The organism is Amycolatopsis sp. NPDC048633 (genome assembly GCF_040650695.1).
Classification (GTDB): domain Bacteria; phylum Actinomycetota; class Actinomycetes; order Mycobacteriales; family Pseudonocardiaceae; genus Amycolatopsis.
Map to the genome: position 1 here is coordinate 166,122 of NZ_JBEZHS010000014.1, position 13,914 is coordinate 180,035.

General features: G+C 71.1%; 14 protein-coding genes. 7 read left to right on the forward strand and 7 right to left on the reverse strand.

The annotated features are described in order from the left end of the window. Window positions 1-36 precede the first annotated feature (36 nt). From AB0C38_RS25090 to AB0C38_RS25100, 3 genes are all read left to right on the forward strand, one after another. Entirely contained in the window at window positions 37-696 is a 660-nt protein-coding gene (locus tag AB0C38_RS25090) for a response regulator transcription factor (protein WP_360677477.1), read from the forward strand. Window positions 697-713: 17 nt separating this feature from the next. Further along, entirely contained in the window at window positions 714-1,742 is a 1,029-nt protein-coding gene (locus AB0C38_RS25095; RefSeq protein WP_360677479.1) for a HAMP domain-containing sensor histidine kinase, read from the forward strand. Window positions 1,743-1,880: 138 nt separating this feature from the next. Then, on the forward strand, window positions 1,881-2,849 hold the full coding sequence (locus tag AB0C38_RS25100; RefSeq protein WP_360677481.1) for a hypothetical protein: 969 nt from the start codon (window positions 1,881-1,883) through the stop codon (window positions 2,847-2,849). On the opposite strand, the gene AB0C38_RS25105 is transcribed toward AB0C38_RS25100, so the two are convergent. Then, window positions 2,839-3,636 (reverse strand): maleylpyruvate isomerase family mycothiol-dependent enzyme, encoded by a 798-nt coding sequence (locus AB0C38_RS25105; RefSeq protein ID WP_360677483.1) that lies wholly within the window; start codon window positions 3,634-3,636, stop codon window positions 2,839-2,841. The two genes, AB0C38_RS25100 and AB0C38_RS25105, sit on opposite strands and share 11 nt — an antisense overlap. Window positions 3,637-3,762: 126 nt before the next feature. Continuing rightward, window positions 3,763-6,561 (reverse strand): glycoside hydrolase family 2 TIM barrel-domain containing protein, encoded by a 2,799-nt coding sequence (locus AB0C38_RS25110; protein ID WP_360677485.1) that lies wholly within the window; start codon window positions 6,559-6,561, stop codon window positions 3,763-3,765. A gap of 172 nt (window positions 6,562-6,733) precedes the next feature. Between AB0C38_RS25110 and AB0C38_RS25115 the strand changes: the two genes are divergently transcribed. Further along, window positions 6,734-8,812 carry a PQQ-dependent sugar dehydrogenase gene (locus AB0C38_RS25115; RefSeq protein WP_360677487.1) on the forward strand — a complete coding sequence of 693 codons (2,079 nt, stop codon included), beginning with the start codon at window positions 6,734-6,736 and terminating at the stop codon, window positions 8,810-8,812. An 18-nt stretch (window positions 8,813-8,830) separates the two neighbouring features. Here the strand turns inward: AB0C38_RS25115 and AB0C38_RS25120 are convergent, their stop codons facing one another. Further along, the gene (locus AB0C38_RS25120; RefSeq protein ID WP_360677489.1) at window positions 8,831-9,388 is read right to left on the reverse strand and encodes a hypothetical protein; all 558 of its coding nucleotides are present in this window, start codon (window positions 9,386-9,388) and stop codon (window positions 8,831-8,833) included. A 52-nt stretch (window positions 9,389-9,440) separates the two neighbouring features. On the opposite strand from AB0C38_RS25120, the gene AB0C38_RS25125 reads away from it, so the two are divergent. Beyond that, window positions 9,441-9,830 carry a helix-turn-helix domain-containing protein gene (locus tag AB0C38_RS25125; RefSeq protein WP_360677491.1) on the forward strand — a complete coding sequence of 130 codons (390 nt, stop codon included), beginning with the start codon at window positions 9,441-9,443 and terminating at the stop codon, window positions 9,828-9,830. Window positions 9,831-9,838: 8 nt separating this feature from the next. Here AB0C38_RS25125 and AB0C38_RS25130 read toward each other — a convergent pair whose 3' ends face one another. Continuing rightward, window positions 9,839-10,492 (reverse strand): hypothetical protein, encoded by a 654-nt coding sequence (locus tag AB0C38_RS25130; protein ID WP_360677493.1) that lies wholly within the window; start codon window positions 10,490-10,492, stop codon window positions 9,839-9,841. Window positions 10,493-10,514: 22 nt separating this feature from the next. Then, window positions 10,515-11,132, reverse strand: coding sequence for a stage II sporulation protein M (locus tag AB0C38_RS25135; protein WP_360677495.1), 618 nt, complete (start codon window positions 11,130-11,132; stop codon window positions 10,515-10,517). 95 nt (window positions 11,133-11,227) lie between these two features. Here AB0C38_RS25135 and AB0C38_RS25140 point away from each other — a divergent pair, with 95 nt between their 5' ends. Beyond that, window positions 11,228-11,833 carry a helix-turn-helix domain-containing protein gene (locus AB0C38_RS25140; protein WP_360677497.1) on the forward strand — a complete coding sequence of 202 codons (606 nt, stop codon included), beginning with the start codon at window positions 11,228-11,230 and terminating at the stop codon, window positions 11,831-11,833. 135 nt (window positions 11,834-11,968) lie between these two features. On the opposite strand, the gene AB0C38_RS25145 is transcribed toward AB0C38_RS25140, so the two are convergent. Continuing rightward, a complete protein-coding gene (locus AB0C38_RS25145) occupies window positions 11,969-12,766 on the reverse strand; it encodes an endonuclease (RefSeq protein ID WP_360677499.1) in 798 nt (265 codons plus the stop codon). A gap of 156 nt (window positions 12,767-12,922) precedes the next feature. Next, the gene (locus AB0C38_RS25150) at window positions 12,923-13,525 is read right to left on the reverse strand and encodes a TetR/AcrR family transcriptional regulator (RefSeq protein WP_360677501.1); all 603 of its coding nucleotides are present in this window, start codon (window positions 13,523-13,525) and stop codon (window positions 12,923-12,925) included. 108 nt (window positions 13,526-13,633) lie between these two features. Between AB0C38_RS25150 and AB0C38_RS25155 the strand changes: the two genes are divergently transcribed. Further along, window positions 13,634-13,912, forward strand: coding sequence for a hypothetical protein (locus AB0C38_RS25155; protein WP_360677503.1), 279 nt, complete (start codon window positions 13,634-13,636; stop codon window positions 13,910-13,912). Window positions 13,913-13,914: the final 2 nt, after the last annotated feature.

The window sequence follows — 13,914 nt, forward strand, 5'->3', positions numbered from 1 at the left end:
GGCCGGGGATCTACTGGAGCCCGTGGGGAGGAAACCATGCGGGTACTCGTGGCCGAAGACGAGCGGATGCTGGCCGACTCCATCACGGAGGGACTGCGGCACCTGGGCATGGCCGTGGACGTCTGCTACGACGGCGACGCCGCGCTCGAACGCGTCGCGGTCCACCGGTACGACGTCGTGCTGCTCGACCGCGATCTGCCGCTGGTGCACGGCGACGAGGTCTGCCGGAAGATCGCCGGCGGAGACGGCGAGACCCGCGTGCTGATGCTCACGGCCGCGGCGGGCATCCGCGACCGCGTCGGCGGGCTCGGCCTCGGCGCGGACGACTACCTCACCAAGCCGTTCGCCTTCGCCGAACTCGTCGCCCGGGTGCACGCGCTGGCCCGGCGCGCCCGCCCGGCGCTGCCGCCGGTCCTCGAGCGCGCCGGCGTCGAGCTGGACCCGGCGAAGCGGTTCGCGTCCCGGGACGGGCGGCCGTTGCCGTTGGCCCCCAAGGAGTTCACCGTCCTGGAAGTGTTGCTGCGGGCCGAAGGGCGGGTCGTCAGCCCGGAAGAGCTGCTGGAGAAGGCATGGGACGAGCACGCCGACCCGTTCACGAACACGGTGCGGGTCACGGTGATGACGTTGCGGAAGAAGCTCGGCGCACCACCGGTGATCCACACCGTGGCCGGAGCGGGCTACCGGCTGGGTACCTGAGCCGCGCCCGGGCGTCGGTGCGCGGCCGCGTCGAACTGGTCCTCCTCGGCGCACTGCTCATCGCCCTGGCGCTGGCGTACCCGCTCACCAAGGCGCTGGGAGTCGTGCTGGGCACGTTCGTGAGCAACGACTTGTGCCCGCGGGGCACCGGTTGCCACAGCGTGGCGGGCGGAATCCTGTGGCTCGTCCCGCTGGTCGCCTTGGTCGTGCTGGTGGTCGCCGTGCGCCGCCCGCTGGCGTCCTGGGTTCTCCGGCCCTTGCCGGACCTCACGGCCACGATCGAGCAGCTGGGGCCGCGCAACCTCGGTCAGCGCATGCGGCTGGACCAGACCGACGCCGAGGTGCGCGCGCTCGCCGCCGCGGTGAACGCGATGCTCGACCGCCTGGCCCTCGGCTTCGAAGGACAGCGGCGGTTCGCCGCGAACGCGTCGCACGAGCTGCGCACACCACTCGCGGTGCAGCGCACGCTCGCCGAGGTCGCGGTGGTCACCGGAGGGGGTGCCGACGTGCGGCGGCTGGCCGACCAGCTGCTGGTGGTCAACGAACGCAACGACCGGCTGATCGAAGGGCTTCTCGTGCTGGCCGAGGCGGACCGCGGGCTGCCCGGCACGGTGCCGGTGCGGCTGGACGAGCTGGTGGCCGAGGTCCTCGCCCACTACGCCGAGCCGCTGGCCGAAGGCGAGCTGACCCTGCGCGGCGGCTCGGCGGAGCGGACCGTGCCCGGCGATCCCCTTCTGCTGGACCGGCTGATCGCCAACCTGGTGGACAACGCGCTCAAGTACAACCGGCCCGGCGGCTGGGTCGAGGTGGTCGTCGGCGGCGAACCCGCGCTGAGCGTGCGCAATTCCGGCGAGCGCGTGCCGCCGGAAGCGGTCGACGCGCTGTTCCAGCCGTTCCGCCGCCTGGCCGCCGACCGCACGAGCCACCGCGACGGGGCCGGCCTCGGACTGTCCATAGTGCACTCGATCGCCACCGCCCACCACGGCCGGGTGACCGCGGCCCCCGGCGAGGACGGCGGCCTGCGGGTCGACGTGGTCCTCCCCTGACCCGGCTGAGGTAGAATCGGGGCACGGATTGGCCTGGCGGTCGTGCCGCGGAGCTCCCGGACCTCTTTCTTCCACTCACCGACGGTGCAGCGCCGAACCGCGCGCACCGCCGGTGGTCCGCGCGTTCAGGAGACACCCATGACCAGCTACAGCGTCATGTCCGCCGGCCCCCGCTGCACCGTGCTCGCCACCTGGCCCGGCGCGTACCACGACCAGACCGTGAAGGTCACCACCCTCGACGACGGCGAACTGGCCCGCGACCTCGCCGTCTACCTCACCCACGTGTCGGAAGGCTCGTGGGACGCCGCTGCGTGGCTCGACACCTCCCCGGTCATCGAAGCCGGCCTCACCACGCTCATCGGCCACCTGCGCGGGCCCGGCGCCGAAATCCCGCGGATCACCCTCGCCGGAGACGGCCACCGCCACCACGACCAATGGAGCTTCTTCGACGTCGCCGAGGTGCTGCTGGACCTGCCCGGGGTGCTGACCCGCCTGACGAGAGCCCAGCGGCTGACCGTCGCCGACGAACTGGCCGGCGACGCCGCCGGCCGCGCCGAAGCCCTCCGGGTGTTCCCGGCCCGGCAGGAACCGGCCGCCGAGTCCTCCCGCGCGTGGCAGATCCTCGAGGTCACGCGCGCGCTGCACAACGGCCTGCTCGGACCGTTGCCGGAAGGCGCCGCCGGCTGGCTGTCACGCGCCTGGGGAAGCGATCTCGGCCTGCTCCAGCGGTGGGCGGCGCGAGACCGGCTGACCCGGATCGAACAACTGGTCGCGGCCTGCCGGCAGGCCGGCGGCCGCGGCGAAGCGGAGCACGACCCCGAACTGTGCGCGCACCTCGTCGTGCCCCGGGACGGCCCGGCGACCGGCAACGACGTCTTCTACGTGGTGGCGCCGGCCGGGCACAGCGGTTCCCCCGGCGAGCGCCCGGACGCGCCGATGACCGTCAACCGCTTCGGACACCTCGACCGCGAGCCCGAAGTCGTCGCCGTCCTCGACCCCGCCGACGACGCCGGGTTCGCGAGCGCCCTCGGCGGCTGGACCCGGCTGGTGCCCTGGTCCGGCCGGCACGTACCCGTCTCCCCCGAGGCCGGTGCGGTCAGTCGCTGACGTGGGCGGTGCTGTCGACCCAGTGCCGAGCGAGGCCGGTGTCGCCGTCGATGCCGAGGGTGGCCATGCCGGAGAGCGGGACGCGGCGGGTCAAGACCGCCAGCAGCGCTCCGGCCGGGCCGGTCACCGTGACGTCGGCCGGCCGGGTTCCGGCCTGCCACGTCGCCCCGTCCGGCCGCCGTTCGACGAACCAGGCACCTTCGCCGTCCGCGGTGTCGGTGGCCAGCCACTGCAGGGTCTGCCCGGTGCCCCGGATGGCGTGCGCGGACTCCGGCCGCTGCATCTCCCACGTGGGCGAGGTGAGCATCCTGAAGTGGTTGCTGATCAGCGCGGCGGCGACATCGGCGTCGACGTCGACCGGCCGGCCCGCCGCGATGGCGGCGTCGAAGCCGTGGACGACCGCCTCGTTCACCATGCTGGAGAGCCAGAACTGCCCCCCGGTCCGCTCGTCGGCCGCGGCGTTGAACACCGGCGCCTCGAGCGCGTCATCGGAGAACGCGTTCGCGACCCGCTGCGCGGCCTGCGACAGCCACGCCGGCCACTCGCCGGGATCGGTGGGCAGCGCGGCCACCTCCGTGGGCAGCTGCGTGGGGTCGGTGACCCGCCGTTCGATGATCTCCGCGACCCAGTTCTGGGTCTGGCCCAGGTGCGCGACCAGGTCGGTGACGGTCCACTTCGGCGCGGTCGGCACGGCCGCGTCCGGCCCGGCCGCGGCCGCCGACTCCGCCAGCCGCCGGGTGTGCTCGACGATCGCGTGACGGGCGGTCTCGGCGTTCAGTTCAGTCATGGGAATGCGTCCTCGGTGTCTGGGTAGCCGCCCCCTTGCGGGCGCCTTCGACTACGCGTCGAACGACGATAGCCGGGATCGACAGCCCCTCCCGAGAATCTTCGATCTTTCGGTTCGCGCGCCGGTTCAAGCGTCGAAGCGCAGGTACACGGTGCGGTGGTAGTCGCCCGCGCCCACGTTCGGGCGGCTCTCCGGGCCCAGTGACGCGACGCCGTGGAACTTGGTGCCGATCGGCGCGATGCCGTCCAGGAAGGAGATCTCGCCGGCCGGGTAGGTGACCACCGCGTTCTGCGGATCGGGTCCCACCGCCGGGGTGAACAGCCGCAGGAAGAGGCCCTCTTCCGCGGCGACCACCGTGACCGCGCCTTCGGTGGTGTCCAGCACCGCCCAGCAGGTCCGCGCGTGGTAGCCCTTGAACTCCGGGTAGCCGAACCCGCTCGCCCCGGTCGCCGTGTCGTTGTAGGGCTTGCTCCAGACGTCGGGCTGCACGCCGCGCAGCCGGTTCTTGTAGACGCGGTACGGCCCGTCCCCGAGCCAGGTGAGCCCCCGCACGTTCCCCTCCGGGTAGCCGAAGTTCACCCCGAGGTGGTCGTGGTCGCCGGTGGCGCGGTAGCGGTACTCCAGCCGCAGCCAGCCGTTGGCGTCCAGGCGCCAGCGCACGGACGTCAGGTCGCCGCTGTAGCCGGCCTGCACGACCCAGCCGGTGCCGTCGCGGAAGTGGCTGAACGCGGTGAGCGCGGCCGTCCCGCCGGCCGGGGCGGGGCCGTCGGCCAGCGACACCGGCGAGCCGCCGCGGCGCACGCCGATCAGCCGTCCGCTCGACTTGCTGACGGTGACCCGGGTGGCTCCGGCGACGAGCGTGACGTCGGTGGCGGTTTCGGCCGCCGTGACGCTGCCCGTGGTCGCCGGCTTGACCAGGCGCGCGGCGAAGTCCGGCGCCTTGCGGATGCGCCACGTCCAGCCGGCGACGTCCCGGCCGGTCGGGTCCGTCACGCTCAGCCGCAGCGCGTCGGCGCCGGTCCAGTCGGCGGGCAGGCCGAGCGTCACCGCGCCGGTGGCCCCCGGCGCGACGTCCGGCGCGCCGGCCTGGCCCTGGGACAGGACCTGGTGACCGGGGCCCGCGCCGGGCGCGGGGAACGCGAGCAGCTGCCAGCCGAACCGGCACGTGCGGAGGTTCGTGAAGTCGTACCGGTTGACGAGCTTCACGGTCTTGTCGAACGATGCTGGGAAGACCGAGTCGTAGTAGGCGGGGCTGGCCAGCTGGACCGGCGACCAGATGTCCTTGATCGTGAAGAAGCTGCCTTCCTTTTCGCGGTACGGGCCGAGGATGCCGTCGGGGGCCCGGCTGCCGTTCGTGTCGAGGGCCCCGCCGCGGTCGTCGCGCGCGACGCTTTCGTCGACGAGCGCCCAGATGAACCCGCCCGCCGAGCGCTGGGCGCCGCCCATGAGCTTCCAGTAGTCGTTCAGGCCGGCCCCGGCGCCGCCGTCGTAGAGCCCGTGCAGGAACTCGGTCGGCATGAAGATCGTGCCGGCGGCGGCCTTGCTCGCCGTGCTGCTGTAGGTCTGGTAGTGGCTGGTGTCGATGCCGCCGAACGTCGTCCACGGGTGCAGCACCGCCCGCCGCTGCGGGTCGTACTTCCCGAAGTCGTCGTCCAGCGCGGTGTTCCAGCCGCCTTCGTTCCCGTGTTCCCAGAACAGGATCGACGGGTGGTTGACGTCACGCTCCACCAGCGCCTTGACCAGCGGCGCGCCGACACCCTCGTCGTAGTCGCGCTGCCAGCCGGTCAGCTCGTCCAGGACGTAGAGGCCGAGCTCGTCGCAGAGGTCGAGGAAGAACGCGTCCGGCGGGTAGTGCGACATCCGGACCGCGTTCATGTTCATGTCCTTCATCAGCCCGATGTCCAGCCGGGCGAGGCGAGGACTGGACGCCCGGCCGGACGTCGGCCAGAAGGTGTGCCGGTTCGCTCCTTTGAGGACGATCCGCTTCCCGTTGACGTAGACGCCGTCACCGGTCCGGACCTCGATCGTGCGGAACCCGAAGCGCTCGACGGTGCTGTGCCACGGCACACCGGCCGCGCTCGCGAGCGTCAGCTCGACCTGGTGAAGGTTCGGCGTTTCGGCTGTCCACAACGATGGTTGCGCCGCGGTGGTGGTCAGGGTCGCGCCGGTGGCCCCGCTCGCCACGGCGACCGAAAAGGCCCCGCCGACGGCCGTGCCGTCGAGCTTGCGCAGCTGCGCGGTCAGCCGGGCCGCCGCGGTCACCCCGGCGAGGGCGATCTGGGCCGTGAAGGTCCCGTCCGCGCGGGCGTCGAGCGCGACGCGGTCGATCCGCGCGGCCGGGTGGGCCTCCAGGAACACCGGCCGGAAGAGCCCGCCGAAGTTCCAGAAGTCGCCGCGGCGCTCGGCGTCGTTCACCGAGTTGTCGGCCGACTCCTTGCTGACGGTCACCTCGAGCAGGTTCGGCTCGCCGAGCCGCAGCAGGGCCGTCACGTCGTAGCGGAAGCGGTAGAAGCCGCCCTGGTGCACCGGACCCGCCGAGACGCCGTTGACCCGCACGTCGGCGTCGGTCATGGCGGCCTCGAACACCAGGAAGATCCGGCGCCCGGCCCAGGACGCCGGCGGCGTGAACGAGTGCCGGTAGTTGCCCTTCTCCGCCGGGACGAGGTCCCCGCCGTAGTGGTAGCTGCCGAAGCCGTGGCACTCCCAGTTCGACGGGGTCGGGATCGTGGCCTGCTCCCCCGCGCGCCGGCCGGCCGTGACCTGGAAGTCCCAGTCGACGGTGTGGTCGGCGTCGCTGCCGGTGAGCAGCATCGTCTCGGTCACCGGAGCCGCTTCGGCCGCCGAAGCGATTCCGGGCGCCGGCAATCCCGCTGCGGCCACGCCGGCCGCGCTGATCGCCAGTGCCTGACGACGGGTGAGTTCCACCAGACCTCCCGCAGTCCGATCTGATATATGACACACCGTACAACGGCAATTCACCGACCGAGCGGACAAGCAGCCGGACAAGTCTTGACGTCCGGTCGCGGTCCCCCCACAGTGGTGCGGCACTCCGCCCCGTCCCGTGGTCTCCGGCCGATCCACCGTGAAAGGTAGGAGAATGGTCTCCTCGAGCATCCGCCGGCGACTGCGCCTCGGTGTCCTGACCGCGGTGATCGCCGCCGCCGCACTGGTCGCGCCCACCGCCACCACCGCGACCGCCGCCGCCGGCTCGACCGTGGTCGGCGTGGCCTCCGGGCGGTGCCTGGACGTCGTCGGCAACAGCACCGCGGCGAAGACGCGCGTGAACATCTACGACTGCAACGGGCAGGCCAACCAGGGCTGGACGTTCACGTCGGCGGGCGAGCTGCGGGTGTACGACGGCACCATGTGCCTCGACGTCGCCGGCGCGAGCACCACTTCCCCGGCCGACGCGCAGATCTACACCTGCAACGGCGGCGCCAACCAGAAGTGGCGGATCACCGCCGACGGCTCCATCACCGGCGTGCAGTCGGGCCTTTGCCTCGACGTCACCGCGGCGGGCACCGCGAACAGCACCCTGGTCGGGTTGTGGACGTGCAACGGCGGCGGCAACCAGAAGTGGCGGACCTCCCTCGGCGCCGACACCCAGCCGCCGAGCGTGCCGGGCAACCCGCGGGTGAGCGACCTGGTCTGCGACGCCGTGACGTTCTCGTGGAACGCCGCCACCGACAACGTGGGCGTGGCGTTCTACGACGTCTACCACGACGGCCAGCAGATGAAGTCGGTGAACGGGAGCACGCTGTCGACGAGCCTGACCGTGGTCGGCGGCGTGACCTGGGGTCTGTACGTCAACGCGCGGGACGCCGCGGGCAACGTCTCGCAGGCCAGTGCCACGGTGCCGATCACGCCGCCGCAGTGCCAGCCGGACACCCAGGCGCCGAGCGCGCCCACGAAGCTGACCGGCAGCGCGTCCGGCACGACGGTGACCCTGAACTGGACCGCCGCCACGGACAACATCGGCGTCCGGGCCTACGACGTCTATCGTGGCGGCGCCAAGGTCGGTGCTGTCACCGGGACCGCCACCGCGCCGCCCGCGACCACTTTCGTGGACAGCGGGCTGGCTGCGAACACGGCCTACTCGTACTACGTGGTGGCCCGCGACGCCCAGGCGAACGTGTCTTCGCCCAGCGCGACCACGACCGTGACCACCGGCGCGGCTTGCGGCGACTCGGTGTGCGCGGTGACGCAGATCGCCACCGACACCGACATCCCGTGGGGCCTGGTGACCCTGCCGGACGGCACGATCCTCTACACCCGGCGCGACGCCCACGACATCGTCCACCTGAACCCCGCCACCGGGGCCAAGACCAGCGTGGGGACGGTCCCCGGGGTGGACAACACCGACGGCGAAGGCGGGCTGCTCGGCCTGGCCGTCGCAACCACCTTCGCCAGTGACCACTGGCTCTACATCATGCACACCTCGCCGTCCGACAACCGGATCGTGCGGATCAAGCTGGCGGACGACAAGCTCGACACGGCGTCGGAACAGGTCCTGCTCAGCGGGTTGCTGCGCAACAAGTTCCACAACGGCGGCCGGCTGCGCTTCGGCCCCGACGGCAAGCTCTACGCCAGCACCGGCGACGCGCAGAACGGCGACAACGCGCAGAACAAGGCGAGCCTCAACGGCAAGGTCCTGCGGTTGAACCCGGACGGCAGCGTGCCGTCGGACAACCCCTTCGGCAACCAGGTGTGGAGCTACGGCCACCGCAACCCGCAGGGCCTGGCGTTCGACTCCCAGGGCCGGTTGTGGGAGCAGGAGTTCGGCAACGCGGTGCTGGACGAGACCAACCTGATCACCAAGGGCGGCAACTACGGCTGGCCGGCGTGCGAAGGCACCTCCGGGACGTGTGGCACCGCGGGTTTCATCGCGCCCAAGCGGACGTACTCCACGGCGGACGGTTCCTGCTCGGGCATCGCCATCGTCCGCGACGTGCTCTACGTCGCCTGCGAACGCGGAACCCGGATGTACCGCGAAGTGATCAGCGGCAGCGACCTGACGAACGTCCAGGCCTACTTCAACGGCACCTACGGGCGGTTGCGCACGGTGGAACCCGCCCCCGACGGCGGCCTGTGGCTGACGACGACCAACAACGGGGACAAGGACAGCATCCCCGACAACAGCAACGAGAAGATCTTCCACGTCGCACTGGGCGGATGACCGTCGCGGCGTTTCGCTTCATCGGCGGATTCGGCGATCCACGGCCAGCCAGTTCGTTTCCCACGTCCTTCCGCCGTCGGCCGAGAACGCCTGCTCGAACCTCGCCTCGTCGGGGCCCGGGCGGGAGATGAGGAACCGCACCTTGATCGGGCGGCCGTCGAGCTGGTCGTCGCCGTAGAACTCGCCCGTTCCGTTGCGGAACCCGCCGTACACCGCCGGGGTGAGGAGACCGTCGCGGATGTTGACGAAGGTCAGGCTCCACCGCTGCGCCTGCGGCTCGTACAACCGCATGTTGAGGGCGTTGATGCTCCCGTTCGGGCCCGAGACCTCGAACTCCAGGACGTTCGCCCGCCCGTCCAGGAGGGGACGCACGGTGCTGGTGCCCGCGAACTGGAGCCACTGGTCCGCGGATTCCGAGAGCGGCTCGGCGAGGACCCGCACCGTGCTGCGCCAGGTGCCGATCTCCCACTCGAAGTCTCGTTGGCCGTCGGCACTTGTCGACGACGCGGGCGGCGTCGAGGCATCGCCCGACGCCGCCGTCGCGACCAGCAGGAGGGCGGAAAGGCATGCGATCATGATTCGTCTGTGTGGCACGGTCATGGTCCGACTATCCGAGTGGAGCACCGCCATGGACAAGAAGGCACCTGCAGGTAACCCCTCGCGCCCCAACCCGCTGCCCGGCTGCCCGATGGCCGCGGCGTTCGCCGCGATCGGCGGGAAGTGGAAGCTGACCCTGCTCTACTGGCTCGCCCACGGAGAGACCCACTTCGCCGGCCTCCGCCGCAGAGGCACACCGATCACGCCCAAGGTGCTGGCCGAACAGCTGCGCGAGCTCGAAGCCGACGGACTCGTCGAACGCGTGGTGACCGGACCGGTCCCGGCCCCTGTCATCTACCGGCTCACTCCCTACGGGACGACGCTCCTGCCCGTCGTCGAAGGCGTCCGGGTCTGGGGTGATGCCCACCTCCGGCGCACCGCACCGGACTCGGCGATGAGCTGCGCCGACGCGGTCGCGTAGGCCGAGAGCTACCCGACGGTGTCCAGGAACCGGTTGTGGCGCAGACGAAGTGCGCGTTCGGCACTGGCCAGCACGGCGCCGGCGCCGACCACGGAGTTGAGCCACGCCGGAAGCGAAACAGGCGAGACAAAGGTCCCGAGGCGCGCCGCGACCGGCGGCAGCTTGAAGGCGACCTCGATGAGCTGAGGGATGAGCAGGAGCACCGAGATCACCAGCAGGGTCACCGACGTGGCACTGATGACGCGGCTCAGCGCGGGATGCGCGCGGGCGAGGTGCGCACGGCGTCCTTCGGCCGAGGTGCGCTCCGGAATCAGCGGACGCTCCTCCCCGCCCGCCGCGACGTAGTGGCAGCGCTTCAGCCCGAACCGGGACTCCGCGACCTCGATCGCGCCACCCGGGACGGGAAAGACGGCCGGGAGCTTGGATTCGGCCCGATGACGGCCGTCGAGGTAGAGGTCGGCGGTGCCCTTGCCGTCGGTCGCGAAGATCCGCCGCCGATGGTGCACGTCGACGACGTACTTCGGCTGCTGCCCGTCATCACGCCTGGGTGCGAGCGAGTACAGGGATCGCGAAAACGGTTGCCACCAGCGAAACGGCTTGAGTTCCCGCCCGGTACCGGGCTTCACCCGCTTCGCCGCGCGACGTCGGTTCCATTCGTGCATGACAGTTTCTCCTAACGGGGTATCAGGATCCGAGCACCAGGGGCACGAGGAAGTAGATCTCGACGGCCTCGTACCCGGCGCCGATGACGAAGAGGGCGAGCGCCGGGAGCCAGAGCCAGGCGAGCCGGGTCAGGCCCCGCACATACCCCTGCCGGCGAGTGGGAGCGTCGGCTGTCGCGGGCCGGAGCCACGACCTGCCGAGCAGGTAGGCGCCGAACATCACGAGCGCGTAGGCCTGGAACTCGATGAGCAGCGTGAGGGAGTGCGGGATCAGGGTCAGCCGCGAGGTCGCGTCGACGGGAGCGAGCGTGACACCCAGGTCGATCGTCTTGATCGCGAAGACCACGAGCCCGGCGAAGGGGACCACGAGCGACGGGAGGGTGATGAGCAGCAGCGCGGTCGGGAACACGTTGACGAGGAAGATGACCACGCCGAACACCCACCCGTTGCCGATCACCGCGTTGACGAGCGCGCCCTGCTCGCCGCCCGCGAACGAGGCGACCCGCGCGGCGTGCAGGTCCGGGAAGAGCGTCCCCAGCGCCATGCCGAGGAGCAGCACTCCGTAGACGATGGCGTTGACCAGGAGATACGCCCGGAGGTCGGCGCGGATGAGCTGGAACGGCCTGCGGAGGCGGTGCATGGGCGCACGTCCATTTCGCTTCTAATACACTGTGCTAGTGCGGTCGGCCGTGACCGTAGCACAGTGTATTAGTACAGCGTGTTAGAGAGGTGTCGATGGCGGACCAGGAGACGGGTCTCAGCAGCCGGGACATGGTCCTTCGGGCGGCCATGGCGATGTTCGGGGAGGATCCGGGCGCGCGGCTCAGCGTGCGGGCGGTGGCGGCCCGCGCCGGGGTGAGCACCGGCTCGCTCAGGCATCACTTCCCGACGCAGCGCGCGCTGCAGGACGCCGTGCTCGCCGGCATCTACGACGTGGTCGCCCCCGGCGACCGGATCCACGACCGATCGGCGACGGCGCGCGACCGGCTGATCGACTGCCTCCGGCAGGTGCTCGCTCTCGCCGGCGTGGGCGAACAAGCACGAGCGGGCTGGGGCGAGATCTTCAAGACCTACATCGCGCCCGAACCGACCGACGAGACCCGCGCGGCGTACCTCGCCATCGAGCGGGAAGGGCAACGCCGCGTCGAGTACTGGCTGACCGTCCTGAGCACCGAAGGCGCGCTCGCCGAGGGCGACAACGGCCGGCGTGCCCGGTTCCTCATGACCGTCCTCAATGGACTCTCCATCGCGCGGGCCCTGCCCTCCGAGGAGTCGATCCTGGCCACCGAAACCGAGACCCTGCACGCGGCCGTGGATCACGTTCTCGGTTCCCGATTCTGACGGCAGCCAAGGCGTTCACCTGGTTCCCACCGTTGCGTGACCGAAGCGCCCGCACTTGGCGCGGCAGGCGGCATCGACGGCGTCGCGATGCCCACGGCGAACCTCGACCGGGATCGAGGTCAAGACCGCGGCGGCTTAACCGTAGATCGAAGCGGCCCATTCGGGGTGGTCGATGAACGGGTTGCGGTTGTGCTGGAACTGGTCGTAGACGACCTGGTTGCGGTGCTGCTCGGCGGCGTCCGGCGGGTCCTGGGCGTTCCACGTCAGCAGCACCGACAGGCGGCCGATGTGGGGCGCCGATCCGTTGTCGACGCTGTCGTTGGGTTCGAGGTCGGGGTAGCCCTCGGTGCCGTCGTAGCGGACCGCCATGTAGAGCACCATCCGGGCCACATCGCCCTTGACCGCGTCGCGCGGCTCGAAGGAGTCGTCGTCGGTGAGGTTCCCGGGCGCCTGGTCGACCGGCGAGCCGCCGGCGTCGAAGTCCTTGTTCCCCCGCTCGGCGTTGACCGAGACGTCTTCGGCGCGCAGGTGGTGCAGGTCCGTGCCCGGTCCGGTGGCGGTGCCGAAGTCGCCGTGGGACTTGGCCCAGACGTGCTCACGGTTCCAGTCGTCGGGCTCACCGCCGTTGGCGGTCTTCGCCTGGGAGCGGCCGCTGTAGAGGAGGACGACGTTCGCCGGGTTCGCCGGGTCTTCGTCGGCGGCCTTGATCCCGTCCCACACCTGGTCGTAGGTCAGCTTGGTGTTGGTGCTGATGATGTCGTGCAGCGCGGTCTTGAGCTCGGCGCCGGTCTTGCCGGCCGCGTCCTGGTAGTAGTCGTCCGCGTCCACCGACACCCAGGGCGCGGCGGGAGCCGCCGGCGCCGCGGGTGCGAGACAGGTGGCGCCGACGACGGCGCCGAACACGATGACCGCGGCACGGCGAGCTGCGCGCATGAACGAGTCCTTCCCCAGGGAGACCGCTGCCCACCGGCAACCAAGGCAACACGATGGACATCTAGTTGGAAAAAGACTGTCATACGTGTCAATAGGGAGCCTTCTGTCACTTTTGCTCGCCCTGCGAGCAGCACCGCGGGACGACGTCGTCAGCGCCTACGCCGGGGCGAGCGCCCGGCGCCAGCAGCCGGTGACGCTGCGGCGCACCCGCTCGACATCGACACCGCGAGGATCCAGCAGCCGCTGCAAGGCGATCCCGCGCAGCTGCCCGACGACGGCGATCGCCACGTCGTCCGGGTCGAGGCCGGGATCGATGACGCCGGCCTCGATGCCGGCCGCGACGTCTTCGCGCAGGTCGGCACGGAAGGCGTCGTCCCGCTCACGGAAGATCGGGGCCAGGTCGGGTTGCGTGGCGGCCTCGGCCCACAACAGCAGGAAAGCCTGGTTGAAGACGCCGAGCCGACGGAGCTCACCGAGGTAGCCGTCGATCAGCCGCAGTAGGCGGTCGAGCCCGGGAGGCAGGTCGTCCAGGCCCGGCACGAACCCGGCCTGCGTGGCCCGGGCGAGCCGCTCGATCAGCGCCTGCTTGGCGCCGAAGTGGTGCGTGACGATGCCGCGGCTGTAGCCGGCGCGTTCCCCGACCCGCGCCAAGGTCAGCGAGCGCACGCCCTGTTCGACGACCAGTTCGGCGGCCGCGGCGAGCAACGCGGCCTCGGCCTGGTCCCGGCGTTCCTGCTGGGTGCGGCGGACGGTCGTCATGGGCCGAGCCTACCAAACTAACTTGCGTGTTACTCAGCAAGTATGTGTACCATCGGCCAAGCAGGCGGATCCGTGCCCGGTATCCCCCACCCGTCGTCAGGAGGAGTCGTGCAGTCCGAGTCGCGCAGCGCGGAACTCTTCGCGTGCACCCCGAAAGGCGGCTACTGGGACCATTTCGCCGAGGGCGACCGGGTGCTGGTGTTCGGCGAGCCGGACCCGGCGACCGGCAGCCGCCGGGTCCGGCGGGGAACCGTGCTCGCCCCACCTTCGCCCGACATCATCACGATAGATTTCGGGAACGAGGGCCACGAGGAGCTTTCGCCGGCCGACCCGGTCCACGTCAGCCACGCGGCCGGCGCCTGCCGGTGCGTGGTGGCGATCTCGTGAAG

Coding starts and splice junctions, on each gene's coding strand:
- AB0C38_RS25090 (WP_360677477.1), top strand. CDS start 37: ATGCGGGTACTCGTGGCCGAAGACGAGCGGATGCTGGCCGACTCCATC.
- AB0C38_RS25100 (WP_360677481.1), top strand. CDS start 1,881: ATGACCAGCTACAGCGTCATGTCCGCCGGCCCCCGCTGCACCGTGCTC.
- AB0C38_RS25105 (WP_360677483.1), bottom strand. CDS start 3,636: ATGACTGAACTGAACGCCGAGACCGCCCGTCACGCGATCGTCGAGCAC.
- AB0C38_RS25115 (WP_360677487.1), top strand. CDS start 6,734: ATGGTCTCCTCGAGCATCCGCCGGCGACTGCGCCTCGGTGTCCTGACC.
- AB0C38_RS25120 (WP_360677489.1), bottom strand. CDS start 9,388: ATGATCGCATGCCTTTCCGCCCTCCTGCTGGTCGCGACGGCGGCGTCG.
- AB0C38_RS25125 (WP_360677491.1), top strand. CDS start 9,441: ATGGACAAGAAGGCACCTGCAGGTAACCCCTCGCGCCCCAACCCGCTG.
- AB0C38_RS25130 (WP_360677493.1), bottom strand. CDS start 10,492: ATGCACGAATGGAACCGACGTCGCGCGGCGAAGCGGGTGAAGCCCGGT.
- AB0C38_RS25135 (WP_360677495.1), bottom strand. CDS start 11,132: ATGCACCGCCTCCGCAGGCCGTTCCAGCTCATCCGCGCCGACCTCCGG.
- AB0C38_RS25140 (WP_360677497.1), top strand. CDS start 11,228: ATGGCGGACCAGGAGACGGGTCTCAGCAGCCGGGACATGGTCCTTCGG.
- AB0C38_RS25145 (WP_360677499.1), bottom strand. CDS start 12,766: ATGCGCGCAGCTCGCCGTGCCGCGGTCATCGTGTTCGGCGCCGTCGTC.
- AB0C38_RS25150 (WP_360677501.1), bottom strand. CDS start 13,525: ATGACGACCGTCCGCCGCACCCAGCAGGAACGCCGGGACCAGGCCGAG.